Annotated in this window: 21 protein-coding genes; 13 read left to right on the forward strand and 8 right to left on the reverse strand. The window is 55.8% G+C overall.

Annotated elements, in window-relative coordinates:
• Positions 1 to 680 precede the first annotated feature (680 nt).
• The 5 genes from AC2TDA_RS22475 to gntH all read right to left on the reverse strand — a co-directional run bounded on the left by AC2TDA_RS22475 (position 681) and on the right by gntH (position 8,103).
• A complete protein-coding gene (locus AC2TDA_RS22475) occupies positions 681 to 1,361 on the reverse strand; it encodes an IS6 family transposase (RefSeq protein ID WP_480881328.1) in 681 nt (226 codons plus the stop codon).
• A 376-nt stretch (positions 1,362 to 1,737) separates the two neighbouring features.
• Complete coding sequence (locus AC2TDA_RS22480) at positions 1,738 to 3,321, reverse strand: sulfatase-like hydrolase/transferase (RefSeq protein WP_480881330.1); 1,584 nt, start codon at positions 3,319 to 3,321, stop codon at positions 1,738 to 1,740.
• A 433-nt stretch (positions 3,322 to 3,754) separates the two neighbouring features.
• Positions 3,755 to 4,879 carry a HupE/UreJ family protein gene (locus AC2TDA_RS22485; protein ID WP_480881331.1) on the reverse strand — a complete coding sequence of 375 codons (1,125 nt, stop codon included), beginning with the start codon at positions 4,877 to 4,879 and terminating at the stop codon, positions 3,755 to 3,757.
• A 151-nt stretch (positions 4,880 to 5,030) separates the two neighbouring features.
• On the reverse strand, positions 5,031 to 6,578 hold the full coding sequence (locus tag AC2TDA_RS22490; RefSeq protein WP_480881333.1) for a hypothetical protein: 1,548 nt from the start codon (positions 6,576 to 6,578) through the stop codon (positions 5,031 to 5,033).
• A gap of 328 nt (positions 6,579 to 6,906) precedes the next feature.
• Positions 6,907 to 8,103, reverse strand: a complete 1,197-nt coding sequence (gene gntH, locus AC2TDA_RS22495; protein WP_480881335.1) for a guanitoxin biosynthesis MBL fold metallo-hydrolase GntH — start codon at positions 8,101 to 8,103, stop codon at positions 6,907 to 6,909.
• A 114-nt stretch (positions 8,104 to 8,217) separates the two neighbouring features.
• On the opposite strand from gntH, the gene AC2TDA_RS22500 reads away from it, so the two are divergent.
• The 13 genes from AC2TDA_RS22500 to AC2TDA_RS22560 all read left to right on the forward strand — a co-directional run bounded on the left by AC2TDA_RS22500 (position 8,218) and on the right by AC2TDA_RS22560 (position 21,350).
• Positions 8,218 to 8,787 carry a TetR/AcrR family transcriptional regulator gene (locus AC2TDA_RS22500; protein ID WP_480850657.1) on the forward strand — a complete coding sequence of 190 codons (570 nt, stop codon included), beginning with the start codon at positions 8,218 to 8,220 and terminating at the stop codon, positions 8,785 to 8,787.
• 223 nt (positions 8,788 to 9,010) lie between these two features.
• A complete protein-coding gene (locus AC2TDA_RS22505) occupies positions 9,011 to 9,286 on the forward strand; it encodes a hypothetical protein (RefSeq protein WP_480881336.1) in 276 nt (91 codons plus the stop codon).
• Between the two features lie 9 nt (positions 9,287 to 9,295).
• The gene (locus AC2TDA_RS22510; RefSeq protein WP_480881338.1) at positions 9,296 to 10,126 is read left to right on the forward strand and encodes an MBL fold metallo-hydrolase; all 831 of its coding nucleotides are present in this window, start codon (positions 9,296 to 9,298) and stop codon (positions 10,124 to 10,126) included.
• Between the two features lie 728 nt (positions 10,127 to 10,854).
• Positions 10,855 to 11,970 carry an MHYT domain-containing protein gene (locus AC2TDA_RS22515; protein WP_480881358.1) on the forward strand — a complete coding sequence of 372 codons (1,116 nt, stop codon included), beginning with the start codon at positions 10,855 to 10,857 and terminating at the stop codon, positions 11,968 to 11,970.
• A gap of 113 nt (positions 11,971 to 12,083) precedes the next feature.
• Positions 12,084 to 12,938, forward strand: a complete 855-nt coding sequence (locus AC2TDA_RS22520; RefSeq protein WP_480881339.1) for an FAD binding domain-containing protein — start codon at positions 12,084 to 12,086, stop codon at positions 12,936 to 12,938.
• A 12-nt stretch (positions 12,939 to 12,950) separates the two neighbouring features.
• A complete protein-coding gene (locus tag AC2TDA_RS22525) occupies positions 12,951 to 13,445 on the forward strand; it encodes a (2Fe-2S)-binding protein (protein ID WP_058281632.1) in 495 nt (164 codons plus the stop codon).
• Positions 13,442 to 15,868: an aerobic carbon-monoxide dehydrogenase large subunit gene (locus AC2TDA_RS22530; RefSeq protein ID WP_480881341.1), complete on the forward strand. Its 2,427-nt coding sequence runs from the start codon at positions 13,442 to 13,444 to the stop codon at positions 15,866 to 15,868. Before AC2TDA_RS22525 ends, AC2TDA_RS22530 begins: the two co-directional genes overlap by 4 nt.
• 44 nt (positions 15,869 to 15,912) lie before the next feature.
• Positions 15,913 to 16,788, forward strand: coding sequence for an AAA family ATPase (locus AC2TDA_RS22535; RefSeq protein ID WP_480881343.1), 876 nt, complete (start codon positions 15,913 to 15,915; stop codon positions 16,786 to 16,788).
• Positions 16,785 to 17,966 (forward strand): vWA domain-containing protein, encoded by a 1,182-nt coding sequence (locus tag AC2TDA_RS22540; protein WP_480881345.1) that lies wholly within the window; start codon positions 16,785 to 16,787, stop codon positions 17,964 to 17,966. Before AC2TDA_RS22535 ends, AC2TDA_RS22540 begins: the two co-directional genes overlap by 4 nt.
• Positions 17,963 to 18,742 (forward strand): XdhC family protein, encoded by a 780-nt coding sequence (locus tag AC2TDA_RS22545; protein ID WP_480881347.1) that lies wholly within the window; start codon positions 17,963 to 17,965, stop codon positions 18,740 to 18,742. Before AC2TDA_RS22540 ends, AC2TDA_RS22545 begins: the two co-directional genes overlap by 4 nt.
• Positions 18,735 to 19,343 carry a nucleotidyltransferase family protein gene (locus tag AC2TDA_RS22550; RefSeq protein WP_480881349.1) on the forward strand — a complete coding sequence of 203 codons (609 nt, stop codon included), beginning with the start codon at positions 18,735 to 18,737 and terminating at the stop codon, positions 19,341 to 19,343. The genes AC2TDA_RS22545 and AC2TDA_RS22550 overlap by 8 nt, the downstream gene beginning before the upstream one ends.
• 109 nt (positions 19,344 to 19,452) lie before the next feature.
• The gene (locus AC2TDA_RS22555; RefSeq protein WP_480881350.1) at positions 19,453 to 19,908 is read left to right on the forward strand and encodes an SRPBCC family protein; all 456 of its coding nucleotides are present in this window, start codon (positions 19,453 to 19,455) and stop codon (positions 19,906 to 19,908) included.
• Positions 19,909 to 20,465: 557 nt separating this feature from the next.
• Positions 20,466 to 21,350, forward strand: coding sequence for an ankyrin repeat domain-containing protein (locus AC2TDA_RS22560; protein ID WP_480881351.1), 885 nt, complete (start codon positions 20,466 to 20,468; stop codon positions 21,348 to 21,350).
• Positions 21,351 to 21,896: 546 nt separating this feature from the next.
• On the opposite strand, the gene AC2TDA_RS22565 is transcribed toward AC2TDA_RS22560, so the two are convergent.
• The 3 genes from AC2TDA_RS22565 to AC2TDA_RS22575 all read right to left on the reverse strand — a co-directional run bounded on the left by AC2TDA_RS22565 (position 21,897) and on the right by AC2TDA_RS22575 (position 24,984).
• Positions 21,897 to 22,706, reverse strand: a complete 810-nt coding sequence (locus AC2TDA_RS22565) for a hypothetical protein (RefSeq protein WP_480881353.1) — start codon at positions 22,704 to 22,706, stop codon at positions 21,897 to 21,899.
• Positions 22,707 to 23,360: 654 nt separating this feature from the next.
• Positions 23,361 to 23,996 (reverse strand): glutathione S-transferase, encoded by a 636-nt coding sequence (locus AC2TDA_RS22570; RefSeq protein ID WP_480881355.1) that lies wholly within the window; start codon positions 23,994 to 23,996, stop codon positions 23,361 to 23,363.
• 70 nt (positions 23,997 to 24,066) lie between these two features.
• Entirely contained in the window at positions 24,067 to 24,984 is a 918-nt protein-coding gene (locus AC2TDA_RS22575; RefSeq protein ID WP_480881357.1) for a TIGR01458 family HAD-type hydrolase, read from the reverse strand.
• Positions 24,985 to 25,259: the final 275 nt, after the last annotated feature.

Here is a 25,259-nt window from a genome sequence, read left to right on the forward strand (position 1 = left end):
GGTGAATCGGAGCCTCTCAAAGCTGAATGCTCAACCGAATGCGCCGCCATTTCGAATATTCGAACGGTCAACAGTCAAGTTGACGCGATCCTCGATTTCCTGGGGATGCTTCCTATCACATACGATATTTCAACGGTCACTCGGCAGATATGGTTCTGAAGGTGTAGATGCATCCATAGGCAATCCAGGTTCGGGATATAGCCCGCGTGTGACGTGAACGATACTTAAGCCGCGTATAGGCTGATGGATTGGATGCCCCTCCTGCCGGTTAATATTGAACCGGAGCGCCCAATGAGGGTCGCGATAGCGAGGAAGTACCGATGGAAAGCATACATATTTTGGGCATTGACTTGTCAAAGCGCTCGTTCGCCATCTGCGGCACAGATAACTATGGTTATGAAAAACGACCAAAAACGCAGAAGCGAAATTATGTTAAATGTATATGAGATCCGCTGTGTGATCAGCGAACTTCATTCCCATACGCATCAACGGCAACACCACAACGTGCACATTGATGAACAGACGAACCTCCGGCGAAACAAATTTTCCATCTATGCCCAAGAAGTTGGCAGAAACCGCGTCTCACGATATGGACCTTATTCCTGTTTCGATTTGCAGCGGCAGGGATGTGTCGCAAACTTTTAGGACAGCCAGAGTTAGCGACTTATTAGACGCACCTATCATGCGATCTCGGCAAATAGTCGAAAACCAGACGTCGTAGTGCTCGCGAATTGCCGCTTCCGGATCATGTTGGCGACCTCGATGCCGTCCAAAGTAGCCGAGGCGGATCTGAACGATTTGAACCCACACATGTGCCGGATGCGACGCTTGATGAACCGGTGATCCTGTTCGATCATGTTGTTCAAATACTTGGACCTGACTGTTTGGATTTTGGCTGGGCAGCCAAACCGAGTAAGGATTTTGTTCACTTCTCGAATGCCTGCCGCGTTGGCTCCACTTTTGTCGATGACGATCTTGCCTGGAATTCCGTTAGAAGACAGCGCTTTGGCAAAGAACCTGGCGGCTGCCGGACGGTTCCTCCGCTCAGACAGCATGAAATCAAGGGTATTTCCAGCTTTGTCGACTGCCCGGTAGAAGTACATCCATTTGCCGCGAACACGAACATATGTCTCGTCCATGCGCGAGGAACTCAGCGTTGGGCGTTTCTTTGATTGCGCTCTCGCTGCAATCATCGGCGAATACTTCACAACCCACCTGTTGAGAGTCGCGTGGTCAACGTGAACACCGCGTTCGGCCATGATCTCTTCCAAATCACGATAGGACACTGTGTACCGCAGATAGAAGTACACAGCGTATAGAACCGCATCCTGAGGAAAATGGCAGCCTTTCAAGGAAATCATGCTGAAACCTGTTGGAAAACAATACGCGGACAACAAACTACGGAATCTGCAGGCTCGTCAATCCAGACCCAAAGTTTGCGACACAGCCAATGGACCTGCTTCGCGCGGAGTGGCGCAATGCGACGGATGCAGAACGTAAGCGCTATGAAAAGGGGGCATAAGACGGGGGTTGTCGAAGGACCACTTTTGGGAAGCTGCAGCGCAGCGGAGCGCTGCTTAAGCAACGGCAGGTTTGGGCCGTCGGTAGTAGAAGCTGGATGAATCCAATGCGCTAAACCCAACGTTGACAAGGCACCATTTCACGGGACTGCTGCGCTGCCTCTGAGGTCGGCAGTGAGCCCAAGTTAGACGTTGATTTGGTCCTTCGACCAGAAGTTCAATCGTGCGCAGTCAGTGTTGAATCTTGTGCCGTCATTGGTGGGCGGTGCGGAAACTCGGCGATGCGCTCATTATGGCTTTGCAATAGAAATTGCATTGGGGCGACGGCATAAAGACCGGGGTAAAGTTGGCCATATTTTTCACCGGGATCACGACGAATGTTGTAAAAGTCCATGCCCGGCAATCCGCCATGGCCTTCCGTGATGTGGATTTTGAAATCCTCGTAGCGGATCGCCCCAAGCGTTGGACCGCTGTAGTAGGACACAAAGTTCCGTCGACCGTGGCCCTCACCATTCAACAACAGTGATGTCTGATCAACTCCATCGGTGATCCGGTCACTTGGAATTCCCTCCATTGCGCCACCCAATCGCGCCGCTGTGGTGAAAAGGTCAGTGACATGAAGAACATCCTTGGGGTCTTGCCCGGGTTCGATCATTCCCGGCCACCATGCCATTGCCGGTACTCGGACGCCGCCCTCCAATATGTCACCCTTCGCCCCTCTAAGCAGGGTGTACCCAGCTGTCGGCCAAAAGGCGTACATTGGACCATTGTCGCTAATCCAAACCACTAAGGTGTTTTCGGCTATCCCTTCAGCTTTCAATGTGTCCAGTAGGCGGCCGACATGAGTACTGTGCATCGCCATGAAGGAGGCCTGTCGGTTGTTCTTGTCAACGCCCGGTGTTTTCAGAAACTCTTTTGAGGCCGAAATTTGCAGTGCGTAGGACGCCCAATAGATATAGAACGGGCTTTCGTCACCGGCTTGATCAACAACATATTGCGTTATTTGATTGATGGACTCGTTTTCAAAGGCCTCTTGTCGTTCCGGCGACAGAACACCGGCCACTCCATCGATTGGCGTTCGGCCTTCACCTTTTCGTCCGACATATCCGCCGACCGACATGTCGATCCCAGTGCGTTCGAAATAGGTCTCGTAGCCAGGAAAATCGGCAAATGGCAAAGTTCCATTTTCGTCTTCAAAGGCCGCCTGCCACCAATCCGGGGCACCGTTGAATAGCCCATAGTAGGCGTAATCATAGCCCTGATTTTCCGGCGCATGCTCGGGCAAGTCGCCCAGATGCCACTTGCCCCACATTGCGGTGTTATAACCTTGTTCAGACAGGATTTCGGCTGTTGTGACCTCTTCCGGTGAAAGACCATCCGTCATTCCAGGCCAAAGCACGGACAAGAGCCCGGTACGAACAGGATGCCTGCCAGTGTTAATCGCTATCCGCGTCGGTGTGCAGGACGGTTCGGCATATGCTGACCAAAATCGCATACCTTCAAAGGCCATTTGGTCCAGTTCGTCAGAAGGCATGCCACGATGTCGGCCGCCACCTTGCCAGCCCAACTCACCCCAACCGATATCATCTGTCAGAATGTAAATGATGTTGGGCTTCTTTCCGAAGCGTTGCTCCAGCGCTTCCAGTTTCGCGTTTATCTCGCCGTCTTCGGCTGCCCAAACTTCAGCGTTGCGTTCTGCAAAGTCCAATTGTGGTCCATCTGGTTCGATTGCTAACGCAGGAATTGCTGTGAACAACATTGCAACCGTAGATGTCATTGTCATTGTAACTGTCAATTTCATTGCGACCTCCCCAAAGTTATTCAAAAAACCCAATATAAGGTCGCCGAGCGCACCAACCTGAGTCAAGGTGTGTGAAATTAATCTGGTACAGCAAAACTTTGGACGACAGCTTTGTCCGCTAGGCCGACCTTGATGCCGCCTGAACCGACCCGATGACCAACTGAAACCGTCAGATGACCGGTTCGAGCCCACATTGACCGGTGCTGCGCGAAACCCCAATGACAGCAATGCGCAGAAAGCAGACTTTACAAAGTCTGGCGTGCGGCCCTAACCCATCTGCGGTTCAGCTTCTGCTTCGTCAGACGAAGGTAGATAGTACAGTACGTTACCTATGTGCGGTTCGCTTTCCGATACCAGTCGTGGCCGAAATCGCGGCAGCATCGAAAAAAGACCAAACCGAACGCTGTCATAGGGTTGGAAGCAGTATTCCTTTCTAAACCGCAATCATCGATAGAAAGTCTATTCCCCGTTCGAAAGTCCACCAACTTGCGATAGCTGCACATCCGATTGCAATCGAAACTCTCAACGACATTTCGGGTGTCGGACCTAGTTTCGCGAAGAAGTGCAGCACTGGCCAGATCACCAGAACAATAGCGAGCTGACCAACTTCAACGCCAACATTGAACGCCAGTAAGCTCTGCCAGATGTTGGGCGACGTCACCTGAAGTATTTCATGTAAAACAAAACTGAAGCCCAAGCCATGAAGAAGACCCATAAGTACCGTTACGACAAAGACCTTTTTGTTAGAGTTCCTTTCCAGCTTGTCCCGTCTAACGGCCAGAAAGGCCGCGTAGACGATGGACATGGCAATCCCAGTTTCGACAAATGGCACAAACCAGGCTCCTGACGGCACATACCCGAAAAAACCAAGGGACAGAGTCACGCTATGGCCGACCGTAAAGCCGGTGACTCGCCACAGTAGTGCGTTTAAACCGGGAGCACCAATCACCAGGCAGACAACAAACAGCACGTGGTCGATGCCTTCCACAATGTGTCGCAGGCCTTCCCAAACGAAAGTTACGATCCCTGAGAACCGGGACCTGGAAACCTCAACGGGATCATCCAGCAGACCTCGGGCTCGAAAGACAAGCGGATCGCCGGATCCATAATCCAGAATGAGATTTGCGGTCATTTCCTGATCAGGCAGGCCTGGGTCCAAAGAACTGGAGATGGCGTAGGAGGTCGGTGCCCTTCCCAATTCATACCGGAGTGTAACATCCACAATGACGTCACCAACATAAACAGGCTGGTCATCCTGTATGGTCTTTTCAGCTGACACCGATTGTTTGGCTTCGCTCAGCGTCGCAAAACCCGGTTCCTCGCCAACTTTGTGAATAGTCACGGATTCAACGTCGCCCAGAACGCGCGTACCCGCGATTTCGATGATCGTACCGGTTTCCGCGATGCGCCCAAGCCCAAGAGGGTTTTCAGCAATTTGTGAGGTGTCGACAAAATGAACCGCCAGACCTTCCTCAAGGGTATTTGTCGTGAAAGGAGCCGCTTCAGGAAGGCCGTCCTCATCCTTTTTGCCGATTTTGTCCGCCACAAGGTAGGGCATGGGCATTCGCAAAAAAATGCGCAGACCGTCGCTTGTGTGTTCTACGTGAAAAATACGAACGTTGAGGTTCAGCAGAAAATGCGCCTGGCTAGCAACCGCAGTTAAGATCAAACTGGCCGTTATCCAAATCAAAAATACCTTGTTCAGTCGGTTAAACATCCGGTGCGCGCGCCTCTATTACAGTGATACCTGTAAGCTTCCAAACTCCTTTTTCGGGACGGAACTCAACCCTTGCCCGATACTCCACCCGACGACGATGATCATGGCCCCAGTGACCCGCCCGAGCGTCTACAATCCACTTGGCAACACCTTCGAAAGCACCGGTTGTCCCAATGTCGCCTTCAACGATAGCGACTTCGGTTACGTCGGCGATCTGTGCGCGGCTTCCGCCTGGCACTCGGATGGCGAGGTTTGTTTCGAGTTCAGTGGCGACGTCTGCGAGGGACGTGTTCCTGACAATTGGCTCCAGCGCTTTTCTACGTGCTTCTGGTGAAACCTCAAGCGCGGCCACATACGTGCTCGCCAAAAGCTGTGAAAAAGTCTCGGAAGCCATCTGTTCGCAAGATTGATCGGCTATTGGATTTTGAAACGGAATTTGCATTTCTTGTCGAAGGGCGACCCCCGCAATTAAACAGCTGAACGACAGAAGGACGAACCCGATCCGCCGGATTCTCCAGGGCGACAAAAGCGCCCCTACGCCGGCGCCAAGCGCAACAGCGACAGTCAGCGCGGACCAAATCGGTAGAAAGAAAACTCCCTTCACCTGCACCGACATAACTTCGGGGTCGACGTAGCGTTTCAAATGATTGATCCAACTTACCTCCGGATCGTCCGGAGTGGCCCAATCCAAGAAGGGACCGGCAACATCCGTCAACGTCACGGGCACATGCTGAATGGTTTGGTCGAACATATCCCATGTGACGGACGCCTCTTCGGGTAATGTCGAGATCGGATAAGACAATATCAAGCCTGCAAAAGTCGTATCGGCCAGAAGCGTCGGGGCCCCCTCAACAACTTGAACTCCTGCCTCGCCCAGCGTTAGAAATGCGCCCCTGACAGAGGTGGGTTGAACCGGCTCCCCCGCGATGACGACCGGATTACGGGTTTCGAACGAGTCCAGCGCGGCGTTGAGTATTGTCCCCTGCTGAGATGGGTCCAGCCAGGAACCCGTGTCCAGATCCATGTCTATCCAGGGCGCAAGTTCCCGCAGCCGGATAAGGACCTCGTGGCGGATTTCGTGTGGTGTCACATACAGAAAAGACGTTGTGCCGCTTTGAGCTGACCGATTGAGATTCACATTGGTAAACGCAGTGAACCAAGGGTCGGACCAGTCAATCTCAAGTCGCGCGTCACTATCAAAGTAACTGAATTTGGTGACAGGGACGGCGCGATCAAAAACCATGAAACCGATTGATGTGGCGGGCTTATCCTCCTTGGGTGTCGGCGGGCGAAAGATCAGGGTCTCGGGGCGTGCGCCGTTAAAACCGAAGAAAGCTTCGATGTAGATAACTTGCGGGTTTTCAGGAGGAGCAGGAATTGTGCGCCCGGTAATGGGATCGGTTCTTCCTGCCAAGGGGGATGCGCGGTCAATTCTCTCACGGCTTTCGGCAGTCACAAATTCGAACGAAAAAGGTGATCCGTCGGCGCGGCTTACCGAAATGCTTTCGGGTTCGCTGCCAAAAGTAGCTTGATGTGCCACTACTGGGGGGAGATCCTGCAATACCTCGGTAGGCAAAAACGATGCAAAAACTTCAAAATCCTCGGGGTAGACTTCCAGCTCAAGTCGAACGCCGTCGGTTTCCACCCGAAAGATTGCGATGTTTCTGGCGACCTCCGCCCCACTATACGGAATGACATCACCTTTTGCAGAGCTGCCTATCATTAAAGCGGCGAACAACGTCAGAAGGCATCGGATTTGGATCAACAATTTGGCCAGCATCCTTCGCGGCATCAAACTAAGTACAGTAACTGTGTCACTTCCGTCTTGTGCAGCTCATTTTCGAGCCGCACCAAAACGTGTCACTACGTCAGTTTTGATCGGGCATAGGCGGTGGCGTGTAACCGTCCCATTTACCTGCTTTGACCTTGTCGGAGGGTTCTTTTTCCTCTGAACGCTGTGCATTGATGTACTCGTCGCTTACCGCGGGCGGCAACGCATAATCATCTACGCTCGCCTCGCGTACGACAATCTGGTCTTTGGTTACGTTGATCACCTGAAGATCACGTGCCAGCGTGAGTGGTCCATCGTAGGTCGACCGCACACCCTCCAAAATCGCCTGATAGTTTTCTGGTGAAAGCACGGAATGATATCCCAATGCCATGCGCGGCTCGACGGCGGACATTACCTTTCCGAATGCCGCTGGCTCGGAATGGACACGCGTGGCGACATATGTGGCTTGCGTCATGTCCCAGCCAAAGTACGGTGCCAGCGCCTCAGGTGGCAGGAAAGCCTCGTGGGAAGCAAGATCCGCTCCTTTGGCATATTCGACATACCACTTGTTCGGGTAGGTATCTCCGCCGAAAACGTATTTCAGCCCATTCCACTCAAGAGAATAGCTGACCGAACCGTCGAGACTATGGATTGCAGGCCAGGAACGAATGGTGACACCGTTGTCTTGATAAACGATTTCGTTTTCCTGCATGTAGTCGAACTCGGTGACTTCAAGCTTGGCGCCCTCATCCGGCAACGCACCCGTACGCGTAGCAAGGTCCCACGCATAAGCCTTGGACATACCCTCAACGTAGGCTTTGGTTCCAAGCTCATCTTCTGATCCCGAAGGGCCAAAGATGCGAAGCGGTGAATACCGACCTGATAGCCAACCACCAACGTGCAGCCCCATAAAGTCCCCGACATGATCAACGTGCAGGTGGCTGAAGAAAACTTTATCGATTTTCGCAAAGTCCGGGCGCAGCGAGAACAAGTTACCCGTTGATCCGGTGCCGACGTCGAACAGAAAGACATCACCGTTGCCCAATTCCACATAAAACGAAATTGAAACAGCGGCCTTTGTCTGGTTTGGCATACCTGTCCCTAACGCGGTTATCCGCATCTCATCTTCGCCAAGTATTTCAGTATTTGGGAAATAGGATGCCGGATAAACGCCATCTTCAATGGGGGCAGCCGTTCGACCCGTGGGCAACATGTTCTGCGCTGCGGCGGTTCCAGCTGCCGCGATCCCCATTGCAAAAACCAAAGCCGTTGCGGAATTGAGCAAGCTTTTCATAGTTCCCCCTCCATTCTGAATTAGTCATTCAGCACACAAATTCGTGAGCCCCCCATTCTCCGTAGACATCTCTACGGTAGGTCCATAGACTGCTCTATGTCAACAGAGGTGTCTATGGAAGCTGAACCAAGGATAATTGAAAAACGGGGAAAGGCGTCACGGGAAGATTGGCTGCTTGCGACACTAGACGTTCTGAGGGAGCGAGGAATCGAGGGTGTAAAAGTTGTTGCAATTGCCCGCAGGCTTGGCCTGACAAGCGGGAGTTTCTACTGGCATTTTCAGAACTTAAAGGATCTTCTCGACTCAGTTTTACTATTTTGGGAAGACGCTCTGACTGGACATATCATCGAAGACGCACTTCAGTTCCAGGGGCCGCCTGAAGAGCGGATAAGGGTATTGATGCATCAGGTTATCCGCGAAGACGCTTCCAGGCCGGATGGAGCTATCGCGGTTTGGGCAAAATCCGATGCCGATGCCGCGCAATGTTATAAGCGTGCAATGAAACGACGATTTGAGTTTTCTGCGTGGCTTTTCGAAGAGCTCGGTTTTGCGCCCCCTGATGCCGAGATTCGAGGCCGGATGATGGTCATGACCCTGATGGGTGAGACAACGAACGATCTGAAACTGCATGAAAACTGGCCGAGTGTAATAGACCGGCACTGGCGAGTTTTGGTGGACAAATAACTTCCGATCAATTGGGTTGAACAAACGCCATTTTCGATCAGTTTCTTGGCTTGTACCTCCGACCTGATTGAAGCGTTGGTTTTGCACGCGTCGTTGTCACACGCAGTACTCTTACGCGTCCGTCCCGCGTCAAAGCGCAGGCGTTCGACTTCGGGCTGATAGCATTTCGTAGTATCCTTATCGAAATCAAAAAGGTTTGGGGGGACTAAGGGTGCGATTGAATATGATATCAACTCTAGGCCTGGCATTTGCTTCGATATGCTCACCTGCGGCTTCTGACAGTACGCTGGAGGCGCGAAAGTTCTATTATCCGAATACTGAACCACTTGGTGAAGCGGAGATGCGCGTTGTCTCGCTGGGTACTGGAACGCCCAACTTTCGACGCTCCCAAGCGTCTGCATCATGGTTGGTCGAACTTGGGAACGGTGACAAGTTTCTATTTGATGTCGGGACTGGTTCGTTAGCCAATTTGGCAGCCTTGGAGATTCCCTACACGTAACTCGACAAAGTGTTCATCAGCCATCTGCACGTAGATCATATCGGTGACCTGGATGCGCTTTTTGTCGGCGGATGGGTTTCCAACCGGACGGTACCTTTACAGATCTCGGGGCCAAGTGGATTGAAACCGGAGTTTGGAACCGCGGCGGCAATGGACGGGCTTCAAAAAATGCTGGCGTGGGACGTTGCTGGCCGCCGCGGAAACATGCCCTCGGCGGGAGGCCATCTAAAGGTAACTGAGTTCGACAATTCGAAGACGCAGGTGGTTTATGAGAACGATGGCGTGGTCATACGATCCTGGCCCGCGATACACGGCATTGATGGATCTGTGTCTTACAGCTTGGAATGGAACGGGCTTAAGTTTGTTTATTCGGGTGATACCAACCCCAACAGATGGTTCGTCGAGAACGCCAAAGAGGCTGATCTTGTCATCCATGAATGTTACCTAACGGTACAACAATTTATCGACATAAAGAACTACGATCCCGAACGTGCTCGTTTGGTTGCAACGGTAGTTCACACACCACCGGATGCATGCGGGAAGTTATTCGCGACAATCGAGCCGCGACACGCGATTGCCTATCATACGTTTGCCGATTTCGACATCGCCCCCGATACAATTGCGGCAATTCGAATGACCTATGATGGGCCGCTTACCTTGGCTCAGGATATGCTAGTCTGGAACATTTCGGCAGAGTCAGTAACCGTTAGAAAAGTAGTAGGATCAGACAATCCGTTGCCAGTTGACCCCCCGATACCCGCCGGACCTCCTGACCCAAGCGAACGAACAGAATTGTCAGGTTGGCTCAACGCAGGCCGCCTCGACCTTGGCCAGGACTAACCTGCGAGAAGAAATTCTTGCCAAGCTGGGATTGAGAAATCGGTAAAGCTCATATACTTGAGGTGAAGAACCTTTTGCCAATTCTTCGGCAAGGGTTCGCGTTTTCTGCTCTTGGATTGTAGGGCCAGGTCGCGGCGGAAGGCTGGCTTGGCTTCAGCCGAAGTCCGCTGAACTAAACGACCGGCCAGGGGAAATCTGCCGCCCGCCGAATGATCGCTATCGCAAGCGCAAAGGTTTTCTGTGTGAGAAAAAGCTGCGTGGGTAAAAGGCGGGTCCGTTGCGCGTCTCGATTGTCGAAGCTGAATGCCGCGAAAAGGCCGTACGAATTTCCGCGCGATCAACGCGGGTGAAGGACTGGTTCAGTGAAATCCGCTGCGTCGCAGAATTCTTCGCCCCGCAGCTACGACGGTTTTCTGCGTCAGCAATAACTGCGTGAGCAAAAGGCCGTTTTGTCCCGCTGAGCCGACCTTCGCCCCTTCGTTGTTTTCAGTGCTCGACGCAAAGCATCGGATGGCCGCTTGGGGCCCAAAGTACCGAATGCTGCATAGTGCATGAATGTCTTTTATCGGAATATTGCATTTGAGTTTCTGCAGCTCCGGCGTATCAACCGCAGAAAATTCAGTCGTTCAGAATTGCGGCTGTAGATGACCGCGCTCCAACGCAAGAAATGAAGGCCGTGCGAAAGGCACTGATTGCAAATCGCTCCAGTCTTGGCCATCCTTTTCGGCATGGAGTTTCTGACCGTCGACCATAGCAGCTTCCTGATCGCAATGTCCTGCGTCGTGGCACTTGTCGCGGGGTTCACCGGTCTTTCGCTCACCCGCGACCTGTCAGAAAAACCAATGTTCCAGAAAAAAGCGTCGATCGCGCTTGCGTCCATCGCCTTGGGCGGCGGCATCTGGGCAATGCATTTCGTAGCCATGCTTGGTTTGAAGCTGCCGATCCTGTTCTATTATGACGCGGCCATCACGCTGGTGTCGGCACTGTCAGCGATCCTGCTTGTTGGCGCGGCCCTGATCCTGTTGCATTTCGCCGACCGCACACCGTTCATCATTTCGCTGTCGGGTTGCATTGTTGGGACCGGCATTCTGGTCATGCACTATATCGGCATGGCCGGCCTGGAACTGTGCCGCGCGGTCTATACGACATCGGGCGTCGTCTTTTCTTCCATCGTGGCCATCGGGCTGTGTATTCTTGCCTTCTGGATTGCCTATGGAAAGCGCACGAACCGCAACATCGTGTTTGGGACGATATGCTTTGCGTTTGCCGTTTGCTCGGCACATTTTCTGGCGATTGCGGAAACCAATTTTGTGCAGGCGTCAACCGCAGCTGAGTTTGGCCCCAGCATGAGCAATGAAACGCTGGCGCTCGGTGTGATCTTCTTCAGTTTCGTGATTTTCGGCGCGTGCCTCTGGGTGAGCGTGACATATCTGGTCACGCCCGGATCAGAAGAGGAGCGTCAGCAAGTGGAGCCCGCGCCGGAACTGAAGGCGGATCTGCAGATCCCCTGCGAAGCGGACGGCAACAAGGTCTTTGTCAGGGCAAGGGACTTGGTGTTCGTGCGCGCCGATGGGCATTACACACAGATCTATACTGAGACCGAACGGCTGTTCTGTGTCTGGCCGATCACCATGGCCTCCAAACGGCTCTTGCCATTGGGGTTCCTGCAAACCCATCGCAGCTACTTGGTCAACCCGGCGCGTGTCTCGCGCTTCGAAAGAAACAAGGACAAGGGACGCTGCCTTTTCGACATGGGCGATCTGCCGCCCGCACCCGTCAGCCGTTCCAAACTGAAGGCCGTTCAAGACGTGCTTGCGTCGCAAGGCGGCGCAGTTGGTGCGTGAGCAGGCGCATTTCGTGCAAAAGACCTGTGTTTTATTGATTTTCCGGTGATGTGGCATGCGGCCGCATGCAATCTCGCTCCGAAACTGAACATTCGCTTTAGGGAGGAGAGCCGATGATTCCAGCGGCATTTGAATATCACCGTCCTCAGGATATGGCCGGTGTGCTGGCCGTTCTTGAAGAACACGGAGACGATGCGCGCGTCATGGCGGGTGGGCACAGTTTGATCCCGATGATGAAACTTCGGATGGCCGAAGTCCCGCACCTGATCGACCTCCAGGATGTCGGCGGCATGTCGGATATCGACATCAGGGCCGGCAGCATCCGGATCGGCGCGATGGTCACGCAGGCAGATATCATCGACCATGCCGAGCTTGCGGATGCAGCTCCGATCCTGCGCGAGGCCGCCTTGCTGATTGCTGATCCCCAGGTCCGCTACATGGGCACCGTCGGTGGTAACGTCGCAAACGGCGACCCGGGCAATGACATGCCGGGGCTGATGCAATGCCTGAATGCGGTATTCACCGTGGTCGGCCCGGATGGCGAGCGTGATATCCCCGCGCGGGAGTTTTACGAGGCCGCCTACATGACCGCACGCGAGGATGAAGAAGTGCTGACCGCCGTGACCATCCCAGCACCCGAGGGCGGCTACGCCTACGAAAAGCAGAAGCGCAAGATCGGCGACTACGCCACAGCCGCCGCCGCGGTGCAGATCGTCAAGGACGGCGGCAATTGCGTCAGCGCATCCATCGCGATGACGAACCTCAGCGACACGCCGGTTTATTCCGAGGATGCAGGCGCCGCGCTGGTGGGAACGTCTGTCGATGCCGCCGCACTCGATGCGGCAGTGGCTGGGATGCTGGGCGATATCGACCCGACCGAGGACAACCGCGGCCCCGTCGCATTCAAGAACCACGTGGCGGGCGTCATCTTGCGTCGCGCCATCGAGCGCGCCTGGTCGCGGGCGTAGGGGGAACACATCATGTCAAAGAAAATGCACATCAAGCTGAACGTAAACGGCAAGGACGAAGAATTCCTGGCCGAACCACGTGAACTGCTAATCTACACCCTGCGCGAACGGCTGAACATCACCGGTCCGCATATTGGCTGCGAAACGTCCCATTGCGGGGCCTGCACCGTCACCATCAACGGCAAATCTGTGAAATCCTGCACCATGTTCGTGGCACAGGCCGATGGCGCCGAGGTGACAACAATCGAAGGCATCGGCGGGCCGGACGACCTGCATCCGCTGCAAGAGGCGTTCAAGGAACACCACGGGTTGCAATGCGGTTACTGCACGCCGGGTATGATCACTCGGGCGACCAAGCTGCTGGAAGAAAACCCCAACCCGACCGAAGAAGAAATCCGCTTTGGCATGGCCGGCAACATCTGCCGCTGCACGGGTTATCAGAACATTGTGAAATCCATTCAGGCCGCCGCGGCCGAAATGAATGCAGCCAAGGAGGCCGCAGAATGAAGGATGATATTTCCCGCGAAGAACGTGTCGACAATCTCAAAGGCATGGGCTGCTCGCGCAAGCGGGTCGAGGATGCGCGCTTTACACAAGGCAAGGGCAACTATGTCGATGACATCAAGCTGGACGGCATGTTGTTTGGCGACTTTGTCCGCTCTCCCTACGCCCATGCGCGCATCAGGAGCATTGATACTGCCGCTGCGCTGGAAGTACCTGGTGTGCTGGCTGTCCTGACCGCGGCTGATCTGGAGCCGTTGGGCCTGCACTGGATGCCAACGCTGGCTGGCGACAAGCAGATGGTGCTCGCTGACGGCAAGGTTCTTTTCCAAGGTCAGGAAGTGGCCTTCGTCGTCGCTGAAGATCGCTATGCTGCCGCGGACGGGATCGAACTGGTTGAGGTCGACTACGAGGAACTCCCCGTCATCGTCGATCCTTTTGAAGCGCTGCAATCCGATGTTGTGCTGCGCGAAGACCTTGTTGGTGAAGACGGCTCCCTGCCGGACGGCGCGCACGGGCCGCGCAAGCATCACAACCACATTTTCACGTGGGATGCGGGCGACAAGGATCCCACAGAAGAGGTCATCGCCAACGCCGAGGTCGTCGCGACCGAAAGCATGTATTACCACCGCACCCACCCGTGCCCGCTGGAAACCTGCGGCTGTGTGGCGTCGATGGACAAGGTCAACGGCAAGCTGACCCTGTGGGGCACTTTCCAGGCGCCGCACGCGATCCGGACGGTCGTGTCGCTGATCTCGGGCATTGAAGAGCACAACATCCGCGTGATCAGCCCCGATATCGGCGGCGGCTTTGGCAACAAAGTTGGTGCGTACCCGGGCTATGTCTGCTCGGTCGTGGCGTCGATCGTCACGGGCAAGCCCGTGAAGTGGATCGAAGACCGGATGGACAATCTGATGACCACCGCCTTTGCCCGCGACTATCATATGAACGGCAAGATCTCTGCCACCAAGGACGGCAAGATCACCGGGCTGCATTGCCATGTGACAGCCGACCACGGCGGTTTTGATGCCTGCGCCGATCCCACCAAGTTCCCGGCGGGCTTCATGAACATCTGCACCGGCTCCTACGACATCCCGACGGCCTATCTGGAGGTCGACGGCGTCTACACCAACAAGGCCCCGGGCGGCGTGTCCTATCGCTGCTCGTTCCGGGTGACCGAGGCGGTTTACTTCATCGAACGCATGATCGAGGTCCTAGCTATTGAGTTGAACATGGACGCAGCCGAGCTGCGCCGGATCAACTTCATCAAGAAAGAACAGTTCCCGTATACGGCCGCCCTTGGTTGGGAATACGACAGCGGCGACTATCACACCGCATGGGACAAGGCGCTCAAGACCGTCGATTACGACGGGTTGCGAGCCGAACAAGCCCAGAGGGTCGAAGATTTCAAGGCTGGGAAGACGCGCAAGCTGATGGGCATTGGCCTGAGCTTCTTTACCGAAATCGTCGGTGCTGGCCCGGTCAAGAACTGTGACATCCTTGGGCTTGGCATGTTCGACAGCTGCGAAATCCGCATCCACCCGACCGGATCAGCGATTGCTCGACTAGGGACCATCAGTCAGGGGCAAGGCCACGCGACAACCTTTGCGCAAATCCTCGCCTCTGAGATCGGCTTGCCTGCCGACAGCATCACCATCGAGGAAGGCGACACCGATACAGCGCCCTATGGCCTTGGCACATACGGGTCACGCTCCACCCCTGTGGCAGGTGCTGCCACGGCCATGGCCGGCCGCAAGATCCGCGCCAAGGCGCAGATGATCGCGGCCTATCTGCTCGAGGTTCACGACAATGACGTGGAATTCGATGTCGATCGGTTTGTCGTGAAAGGCGCGCCTGAAAAGTTCAAGACAATGAAGGAAATCGCCTTTGCAGCCTACAACCAAGCCATTCCGGGAATTGAGCCGGGGCTTGAGGCCGTCAGTTACTACGATCCGCCGAACATGACCTATCCGTTCGGAGCATATGTCTGTGTGATGGACATCGACGTGGACACGGGTGTGCCGGAAATCCGCCGCTTCTATGCGCTGGACGATTGCGGCACGCGGATCAACCCGATGATCATCGAAGGCCAGGTGCATGGTGGTTTGACCGAGGCCCTTGCTGTCGCCTTGGGGCAAGAGATTGCCTATGACGACATGGGCAACGTCAAGACCGGCACGCTGATGGACTTCTTCCTGCCAACCGCATGGGAAGTGCCGAATTACGAAACCGACTACACCGTCACACCAAGCCCGCACCATCCCATCGGCGCCAAGGGCGTGGGTGAAAGCCCGCATGTGGGCGGCGTGCCCTGTTTCTCCAACGCGGTGCAGGACGCGTTCCGCCCCTTCGGCAACCGGCACACCAACATGCCGCATGATCACTGGCGGATTTGGCGCACGGCCAATGAGCTTGGCCTGCACGACTGACCCTTTTGGTAGGGCGGGGTGACCCCCGCCCTACGGAGACACGAATGACCTGGACTGACTTGAAAACCGCGCTGGCCGTCGAAGGCTATGTGGCCTCAGACGATCTGGCCGTTGCGTTGCAACTGGCTCTGTCGCTGGGCCGGCCGCTGTTGTTGGAAGGCGCGGCAGGTGTCGGCAAGACCGAGATCGCCCGCACGCTGTCTGCGGTGATGGACACGCGCCTAATCCGGCTGCAATGCTACGAGGGCCTGGACGCGGCGCAGGCCATTTACGAATGGAACTACCAGCGACAGCTGCTTACCATACGGGCGGCCTCCGAGGCTGGCGAAACCGGCAAGGCGGTCGAAGATCGCATCTTCTCCAGCGACTTTCTACTGGAGCGCCCGTTGCTGGCGGCCATCACCCAGGACACGCCCCCGGTCCTCCTGATCGACGAAATCGACCGGGCGGATGAAGAGTTCGAAGCCTACCTGCTGGAAGTCCTCTCGGATTATCAGGTGTCGATCCCCGAGCTTGGTACGATCAAGGCGACAAGCCGCCCCGTCGTGATCCTCACCTCGAATGGCACCCGCGACCTGTCTGACGCCCTGCGCCGTCGCTGCCTTTATACCTACGTGGAGTACCCGGACCGCGCGACCGAACTGGCGATCCTCAAGGCCCGCTGCCCGGAGGTCGAGGCGCGGCTGGGTGAGCAGATCGTTTGTTTTGTGCAAAAGCTTCGTAAGGAAGAGCTGGAGAAAACCCCCGGCGTTGCCGAAATGCTGGATTTTGCCGCGGCGTTGATGGGGCTCGGCATTGCCGATTTGACCGACAACCCTGCGGTCCTGCAATCGACGCTGACGACGTTGCTGAAAACCCAAAGCGATCAGGCCCAGATCACGCCAGAGGTGACAGGGCGCATCGCAGGCAAGGCCGCATGAGCCGGGTGACGAAATTCGCAGGCCGCGACCCCGGACCTGCCGCTCGGGTCGCGGGCTTCATCGCCCATCTGCGCGAAAACGGGTTGCGGCTTGGTGTGGCGGAAGCGGACCTGGCCATGGCGGCCCTTGGCGAGGTGGACGCAATCTGCCCAGACGACAGCCGCCGCGCGCTGCGCGCGGTCTGCACAGGCTGCAAGGAAGAATCTGAACGGTTTGACGATCTGTTCGACAGCTACTGGATGGATATGGGCCGTGTCAGGCAGAAGATCGTGCCCACCCCGTCTTCCAAGATCAGTGATGACGTGCATTCCTCGCGCGATGCCAAGGGCGAAAACGCTGGCGCATCCGGAGCCTCCACTGCCCCTGACGACACAGGAGGGACGGCGGACAGCGACGGGACCGGTAAGTTGATCGCCACCGAACAACGCAACCTCAACCGGCGTGACTTGCGCGACCTTGTCCGTCCGGAAGAAATCGCTGAAGCCGAAGACATCGCGCGCCGCCTCGGGGCCGCCTTGCGCGACACGAGATCCCGCCGTCGCATTGCCGCGCGCAAAGGTGATCGGTTGCATTTTCGCAAGATCATTCGCCACAGCCTGGCCACCGGCGGGGAGCCACTGCACCTCTTGCGCAGGAGGCGCCCGGACCGCACGCGCAAGATCGTCGCGCTTTGTGATGTTTCCGGCTCCATGTCCGTCTATGCACAGGTTTTTCTGGCGTTCCTCGCTGGCCTGATGCGGGCAGACACGGCCGCCGACGCCTATCTCTTTCACACCCGCCTTGTGCGGATCACCGAGGCCCTGCGTGACAAAGACGCGATGCGCGCGATTGGACGGATGTCATTGATGGCCGATGGGTTTGGCGGGGGGTCGAAGATCGGTCCGTCGCTGAAGCGCTTTGCCGACACCTATGCCAAACGCTTTGTCGATGGGCGCAGCGTCGTGCTGATCTTGTCAGACGGTTACGACACTGAAGCACCTTGTATGATCGCTGCCGCTCTGGCGAAACTGCGCAAACGCGGCTGCAAAGTGGTCTGGCTCAACCCGCTGAAAGGCTGGGCCGATTACGCACCGGTGGCCGAAGGGATGGCGGCGGCCCTCCCTTATCTGGACGCCTTCAAGGCGGCCAACACGCTGGGTGATCTGGCTGCACTGGAACAAGAGTTGGCACGCCTATGACCCCGGCTGAAATCCTTTCAACCGATCTGGCTGAGGCCGCGCAGGAGTTGCGCGACAAAGACGAACCTTTCGCCTTTGCAACCATCGTGCGCACGGCTGGGTCCACTGCGGCCAAGCCGGGGGCCAAGGCGCTGCTCAGCGCGGATGGGACGATCCTTCAAGGCTGGCTTGGCGGCGGCTGTACCCGTGGCGCGGTCAAACGTGCCGCCCTACAAGCCTTGCAAGATGGGACGCCGCAGCTTGTATCCGTCGCACCAGAGGACTTGCTGGCCGAAAAGGGTGTGGCCGCTGGCGATGAAATGGACGGCACGCGATTTGCCCGCAACGGGTGCCCCTCGCGCGGCACAGTCGACATCTTCATTGAACCCTGCCTGCCGTTACCTCAACTCGTGGTCATGGGCGCATCGCCTGTGGCGCAGGTACTGAGTAACCTTGCCCCGCAGTTTCACTGGTCAGTGGCTTCGACCCCGCCACAAAGCAAACCGCATCAGCGTTCATTCGTGGTGATTGCGACCCAAGGACAAGGTGACCTTGTCGCATTGAAGGCGGCGCTGAGCGCACAAACGACCTATGTGGCCTTCGTCGGGAGCCGCAAGAAATACGCGTCTTTGGCCGAAAAGCTTGCCGCTGCCGGGTTTGAACAATCCGCCATTGACGGCGTGAAAGCCCCGGCAGGCCTTGATCTGGGCGCAGTGACGCCCGAAGAAATCGCGCTGTCGATACTGGCGCAATTGGTACAAGACCGGCGCGCCGCGATGAGGCAAACCGATGGGTGATGTGGTTGGAATTATCCTGGCTGCCGGGCTGTCGCGCCGCATGGGCGCGCACAACAAGCTGCTGTTGCCCGTTGGCGGGGTTCCCATGATCCGGCACATGGTCAATGTCTATCGCGCAGGGACGGGCGGGCGCGTCGTAGTGGTCACCGGGTATCAGGCCGACAAGATCGACAGCGCCCTGTCAGGCAGCGGTGCCGAGACAGTTTTCAACGCGGATTTTAGGCAGGGACAGCCCACCTCGGTGGCTTGCGGGCTGCATGCGGCAGTTGATACCGATACGGTGCTGATCGGTTTGGGGGATCAGCCGCTTCTGACCGCTGGCGATATCCGGTCATTGCTGCCGGCGCATGCGGCGGCTGACAGCGCGCGCATCTCCATTCCGGCGGTGGATCAGCGCCGCGGCAACCCGATCGTGGTTCCCGCAGCCTTGCGCGCGCGGCTCCTGGCGGACTCCAGGTCCCCGGGTTGCAAAAAGTTCACCCGCACCCATCCTGAACACGTCCAGTTTCACCCAATGGCCTCCCCCGGGTTTTACACGGACGTGGACACACCCGGTGCGTACACCGCTCTCAGGGCAGACATGCTGGAGGACATCACGTGAAGATCATTCGATACGTCGCAGCCCATCTGCGCCACAAACTCGCACTTACGCCCGAACAGGCCGACCATATGACCACCATCAAGTTTCCCTGTTGTTAAAAGGACATCCCATGGAACTGGCAGACGAAATCGTCATCAACGCATCAAAAGAGCGAGTCTACGCAGCGCTGAACGACCCCGAGGTACTCAAGCAGTGCATTCCCGGCTGTGAAGAGTTGATCAAGCACTCAGACACTGAGCTGGAGGCAAAGGTCGTCCTCAAGGTCGGGCCGGTGAAGGCTCGGTTCAGCGGTGACGTCCAACTCGACACCGCAGGCGCGCCGGATGCCTTTTCGCTGACCGGGCAGGGCAATGGCGGTCCCGCCGGGCACGCAAAGGGCGGCGCAGATGTCACGCTAACAGCCGACGGGCCCAACACGACGATCCTGCGTTACAAGGCGAAGGCCGAGATCGGCGGAAAGCTGGCCCAACTGGGCAGCCGGCTGATCCAAAGCACTGCCAAGAAACTTGCGGCCAAATTCTTCAAATCCTTCGCTGGTGTGGTCAATGAGGACGCAACCGTTTAGCGATCTCATCTACGCAGAGTACGCATCAGACATCGTTGCAAAGGAGGCTGGGCTTGCAAAGCCACCGCATCCTCGGCCTGCTACAAGTCTCTTTTCGCCAACCGGGCATCCCTGAGGAGAGCCTAGCTTGATTGCGAGGACCAATTGGCTTGGTACGGTCGTTGCGGGACACATCATCCATTCCAGTATCAGCACTGGCTGAAATCGTGACGGTAGTTCAAGACACAGACTCGCAACCTCATGCCGTGCGATTTGGAGAGAGCAGACCTTAGGACAATCTGAGCAAACGTCGGCTAAGTCCGCGATCTGAGTTCGCCGACGACAAAACCGTGCACTCGCGGCGAATGTCGGGAAAGCGGGCTGCGAACGCAGAATCTTAACAGTGGGGCGAAGGTCCGGATTGGGCCGTCCTCAACTTAACGAGATGGGCCTGCCAGCAAGATGCTGCGCTTGCTCCGATGGCAGCAGTGGAGCCCATAGGTGTCATAAACATGTGGCTCTGAATTATGCTAACATGTCGGGGATCACGATTTTTTTAAGTCGTAATGGAGAGTCTGATGAAGTCTTTTTGTCTTTGGCTGATCTTCACATTGTCACTTGGCATTCAGATTACGTTAGCGAACGCCGGAGAAGTTGCGAATACAGCACGTTCCGGTGACATCGACAAACTTGTCGAATTACTGGATGGCGGGGCGCCCGTTGATGAGGCCGGAGCAGCCCATCCTTTACATTTTGCTTGCATGTCCGGACAGTTCGAAGCTGCGAAAATTCTGATTGAACGCGGTGCCAACGTTAATGCAGACTCTGCTTTGGGTACGCCACTGAGCGTGGCAGCTGGTCGTAAGCATACTGACATAGTTGAGCTACTTCTGACCCATGGAGCTGACCCTTCCGCTGTTGGTGGGCGAGATGAGCGAACACCACTACATGCCGCTGCTCACGCGGGTGCAATAGATGTGGTGCGCATTCTCCTCGACAATGGTGTCGATCCGGATGCACGTACGAAATTTGGCGAGCCCGCAATTCACCTGGCCGTAAAGCGCAATCATAAAGAGGTGTCGGAGTTGCTGCGCGCGTCATCAAATTGGGCGCCGCCACCGCCACCGACCGATGCAGACCTATCCACTATCGACGCGCAGACTAAGCGCGATGCAGTGGATGTGTGTGATGTCTGTCATTCACTTGACAGCAATGAGTTTGGCAATGGGCCGCCTTTGCTAAATGTCTTCGGAAGCTCGATTGCAGGGGTCGAAGGGTTTAACTACTCAGAGGCTATGAAATCTGAAGGCGGGGTCTGGGATGCGGCCACGCTTAATGCCTTCCTATTTGACCCGAAAATGGCAATCCCCGGGAATGCTATGGGAGCGAGTGGTGACGACTTGAAGGTCGCGGATCAGACAAAACGATGGGCCATCATCGCTTTTCTAAAGGAGTCCAAATAGTCCGAAAGCAATAAGAGGGGAAGGGCCGCTTTGTCCTCAATGTGTCAGTTCAACTGACCCTAATTTTGCTCTCGCGGCGAACGGCAGGTTTGACGGGCCGCATCGCAGCGATCGCCCCGTCGACCAAAGTCCGGAATGGGCCGGGGAATGCGGGGCAGGGGCCTATGCTGTGTCAGCTCCGCGGTCTGCAAAGAGCCCAAAACAACCGATGCTGCACCTCGTGTAAACGGCGGTGAAACGCAGAAAGCCGACATTAACCCGGGAGAGAACGGCCCACAGATGCTGTCCGAAAAGTTAGTCAATGCTGCGACGCGGTTTTCTGAAAGCGAAGGTTGATAGGCAGCGTGCAATAGATAGCTTCAAGTTGTCGGCAGCGCGGACAAAGCAACCACACAGTTTTCTTACTTTTCTGACGCAGTTTTCCGTTGAGGTTGCCAAACAGGTCTTGTTGTGACGCAGCCCGCCAATCCTGACCCTACGCTGTATGCTTTGGCAATGGCTGGCCATCTGGCTTCGCCTCTGAAATTCTGCTCGCATTTCAATGGGTCATGCGACCATATGCTCGGGCTCGGTCTGTCTACCCAAAAGCGGCTTTGGACCTTTAACAAGATAAAGCAGCAGCGTGGTCAGGAAGAAAGATATGGCGAAGGCATAGTAAGTCACTACACCGCCCGTCGTCGGGGTCACTGAAAAAACCAGTAGACTTGCGTTAAACATCATCTGGCCGATCAGCACGACCAGCCCGCTTTTTGTATGCCAGTAAAGGAAAGCGGCCATGGCCGCCACGCCAGTCTGGTTAATCAGCAGCGCCAGGAATGGCAAGTCCGGCACGATGCCGATGTTGAGCACCACATTGGGCGCCCACCACATTGTCCAGACCACGCCTACGATTAAAGCGGCGGAATAAAGCGTGAAGCCTTCTTTCAATCGACGCACGGCATAGCTGATCCAAACGATTTCGCCGATGAACGACCCTACAAAGATGGTCAGTAGAATATCCGGACGTCGAACGAGGCTTACATTCACGCTGGCCTCTGACAAACCGTTTCCAGTAACCACACCCTTTGCAAGCAGGAACAGCACCATGTTTCCCGCGCCCCATAGCAGTGCAACCAGATACCAAACCGGTGACACCCGCCAGTGCAGCATCGGGCGTAGGACGCCCAAAATCCCTGCGCTGCCGCGCGCCAAGAATACTAGCGCGAATAAGGTCGCCCCAAGCAAAAGAAACCGTCCGTGCCCGTAGACCCCAAACGGCAACCAGCCAGCTGAGATTGTAGCCACAAAAACAGAGTTCACAATCAAGATTGTTACAAAGAAAACCCAGATTTCAAATTGCCTAAGATACCGAAGCAATAATGTTCTCCTTCTTGCCCTTTAAGGAGCGAGCCTGAGCGGATAACTGTATGTCATCCGCCGTGGCCGGGATGAAAATCGAGCGAGCGCCAGATATATACAGCACCCGTTTTGAGGAGCGTGTTGTGTCTTACGGCTTCCGGTCATATTGAATAGTTGCGTGGCAATGCTGCGCGACAACACGTGTGGCCTTGGATCATGCGCCGCAAAAGATGATTGAACAAGATACAAGATTCACCCCGTTCACTTGTCGTTGCACAGTCACCTCATGCCAATTTCGGTGGTTGGCGGGAGTTATCTGAGGACTATGCAATCAGAACCGAGTTTTATAAGCCCAATCTCAAGAAGCTTGATTTTGCGTGTGGTAACCTCGTGCTATTAACTTTTGCGAATGTCTGTTTCTGGATTCCGGTCTACCCAGTTTCGTACCCGCAGCGAGTGTCAGCTTTCTGTCCATGCTGTTTTTCGCTGCTGTCGCAAAATGAGCAATGAGGTCGTTCGTTCCGGAAGCGGCAATGACAGCAAAGTCCGCTAGGCCGACTTGATGCCGTCTGAACCGTGCACTCGCGGCGAATGTCGGGAAAGCGGGTCGCGACCGCGGAATCTTGACAGTGGGGCGAAGGTCCGGAATGGGCCGGGACCGCCATGTTGAGCCTAGCCGCCGAACCAAAGAGGCGCGTCGCCTTCTGCCCATGGCGCGTACTTGTGCATTACATTTATGAAGGCTTCACTTTCCAGGAAACGATCCAGCCACGCAATCAGATTTGGCCATTCCTGTGCGTCAAACCACTCCCTGTCTATATGGGCGAATTGGCGAACAAAGGGCAGAAGTGCCAGATCGGCGAGGGTGGGGCGATCTCCAAATAGCCAAGACCGCCCGGCCAATCTTTTGTCGAGGCTGACCAAGTAGCTTGCAGCTTTCATGCGCTCTGTCGCCTGGTCGATGTCCGGATAGCGCGTGGCGTATTTTGTGTGATCCAATGCAACCTTGAATGGACCATCATTTTCTGTAATCAGGTCCCACCCTTCCTGAGGCATGTCTAAAAGCCAGTGCGGATCATTCTGTTCGAGAGCCCAGATCATGATATCCAGGCTTTCGTCAAAAACCCTATCCTGAAGACGAAGCGCTGGCACCGTTCCGGATACTGATGTTTGCAAGAAGGCTTGCGGCTTGTCCCTTAGACGAATTTCACGCAACTCGACTTTGACACCCGAAAACGCCAACGCGAGGCGGGCCCTGATTGCATACGGGCAGCGACGGAACGTCCATAAGATGGGGTGATGGGTCATAGCAGGATTTATCTGCAATCCGCCGGCGCGGTCAAACCCTTCCTCGATTATCAAATTATAGCTTCTGCTGTCATGCCGCCAGGCCGGTCAAGCGGGCCACCGCTTCGCAAACATCGGACACGGTATCCGTTGGTTCAGGGGCAAACCGTGTTTCGTCGCCTTCACGGAACTTTCCGGTGCGCACCAAATACGCCTCTGCCAAGCCCGCATCCAAAGCGCCGGCAATATCGCTTTCTGCATCATCACCGATCATAGCTGTCTGCGCGGGGGCAGCGCCGGTGCTAGCCACTGCGGCTCTGAAAAAACCGGGATTTGGTTTGCCTAACAGTTGAGCCCGAATGCCGGTAGCGTGTTCCAGCGCTTTGACAAAGCAGCCCGCGTCAAGGCTTAACTGCCCATCCTCATCCTTGAAATTGCGGTTGTTTGCGAGCGCGATCAAGGGCGCCCCATTTTGCAACAATCTGTATGCCCGGTTCATATTTTCATAGGAAAACTCTTGGGCGGCATCGCCAACAATAACGGCGGGCGGTCCATTGCGGTCGCAGGCAGAAAACTCTTCCTCAAGCGCTGGGTGTACGAGCAAACGCGGGCTGTGCCCTGTACGCGAAAGCCAATCCAAACAGGCAGCGACAGGTGTAAATACCTCTTCCGGCTGAATCACGAATTTAAGGTCGCGCAGCTTGTCCATGATGCGGTGCTTTGGCTGCCGCGTACTATTGGTGAGGCATCTCACTTGCAGTCCGCTAGATCGCAACCGGGTAAGTGCCTCAGTGGCTCCGGGGATCGCTTCGGGCCCTTGGTAAAGAACTCCGGAGATATCAAGTAAAACTGTTTGGATCATTCTCAAATTTTGCTGGAGCCTACACGCGGCGTCAACTTTGGCACCTTCCGCGCCACCCGGAACCGGTGGCATCAGGAACAGTATTCCATCCGCAGAGATGCAGCAAATGTCGGCTCTACCTGGGAACGGATGATTAGTGAAATCCATTGTTTCGCCCCGGAAACCCGCCACCGTTCTCTCAGAGGATGAGTGACCCACGAGTTGCCGCAGGTATCAGGATGAGGAAAAGCTACACTGAGGGCGAGTGGCACGGTGAGGACAACGGCAGGTTTATTACGCAGATTGTGGGTTCAGAGAAACGTCAATCCCGCGCATACCGGGGACGGCAGCAATGCGGGCTTCGACCGCAAAGTCTTGACAGTGGGGCGGATGTCCGGAATGGGCGCGCCTGCGCTGGCCGACGTACTTCCGCAAGGGTGAAT

The organism is Ruegeria sp. HKCCD6426, assembly GCF_057221115.1.

Excerpts from the sequence above, each read along its gene's own strand:
- AC2TDA_RS22545 (WP_480881347.1), top strand. The coding sequence starts at position 17,963 with ATGACCCCGGCTGAAATCCTTTCAACCGATCTGGCTGAGGCCGCGCAG.
- AC2TDA_RS22570 (WP_480881355.1), bottom strand. The coding sequence starts at position 23,996 with ATGACCCATCACCCCATCTTATGGACGTTCCGTCGCTGCCCGTATGCA.
- AC2TDA_RS22480 (WP_480881330.1), bottom strand. The coding sequence starts at position 3,321 with ATGAAATTGACAGTTACAATGACAATGACATCTACGGTTGCAATGTTG.
- AC2TDA_RS22520 (WP_480881339.1), top strand. The coding sequence starts at position 12,084 with ATGATTCCAGCGGCATTTGAATATCACCGTCCTCAGGATATGGCCGGT.
- AC2TDA_RS22560 (WP_480881351.1), top strand. The coding sequence starts at position 20,466 with ATGAAGTCTTTTTGTCTTTGGCTGATCTTCACATTGTCACTTGGCATT.
- AC2TDA_RS22530 (WP_480881341.1), top strand. The coding sequence starts at position 13,442 with ATGAAGGATGATATTTCCCGCGAAGAACGTGTCGACAATCTCAAAGGC.
- AC2TDA_RS22550 (WP_480881349.1), top strand. The coding sequence starts at position 18,735 with ATGGGTGATGTGGTTGGAATTATCCTGGCTGCCGGGCTGTCGCGCCGC.
- AC2TDA_RS22505 (WP_480881336.1), top strand. The coding sequence starts at position 9,011 with ATGATATCAACTCTAGGCCTGGCATTTGCTTCGATATGCTCACCTGCG.
- AC2TDA_RS22535 (WP_480881343.1), top strand. The coding sequence starts at position 15,913 with ATGACCTGGACTGACTTGAAAACCGCGCTGGCCGTCGAAGGCTATGTG.
- gntH (WP_480881335.1), bottom strand. The coding sequence starts at position 8,103 with ATGAAAAGCTTGCTCAATTCCGCAACGGCTTTGGTTTTTGCAATGGGG.
- AC2TDA_RS22515 (WP_480881358.1), top strand. The coding sequence starts at position 10,855 with ATGGAGTTTCTGACCGTCGACCATAGCAGCTTCCTGATCGCAATGTCC.
- AC2TDA_RS22525 (WP_058281632.1), top strand. The coding sequence starts at position 12,951 with ATGTCAAAGAAAATGCACATCAAGCTGAACGTAAACGGCAAGGACGAA.
- AC2TDA_RS22475 (WP_480881328.1), bottom strand. The coding sequence starts at position 1,361 with ATGATTTCCTTGAAAGGCTGCCATTTTCCTCAGGATGCGGTTCTATAC.
- AC2TDA_RS22555 (WP_480881350.1), top strand. The coding sequence starts at position 19,453 with ATGGAACTGGCAGACGAAATCGTCATCAACGCATCAAAAGAGCGAGTC.
- AC2TDA_RS22540 (WP_480881345.1), top strand. The coding sequence starts at position 16,785 with ATGAGCCGGGTGACGAAATTCGCAGGCCGCGACCCCGGACCTGCCGCT.
- AC2TDA_RS22485 (WP_480881331.1), bottom strand. The coding sequence starts at position 4,879 with ATGCCCTACCTTGTGGCGGACAAAATCGGCAAAAAGGATGAGGACGGC.
- AC2TDA_RS22500 (WP_480850657.1), top strand. The coding sequence starts at position 8,218 with ATGGAAGCTGAACCAAGGATAATTGAAAAACGGGGAAAGGCGTCACGG.
- AC2TDA_RS22575 (WP_480881357.1), bottom strand. The coding sequence starts at position 24,984 with ATGGATTTCACTAATCATCCGTTCCCAGGTAGAGCCGACATTTGCTGC.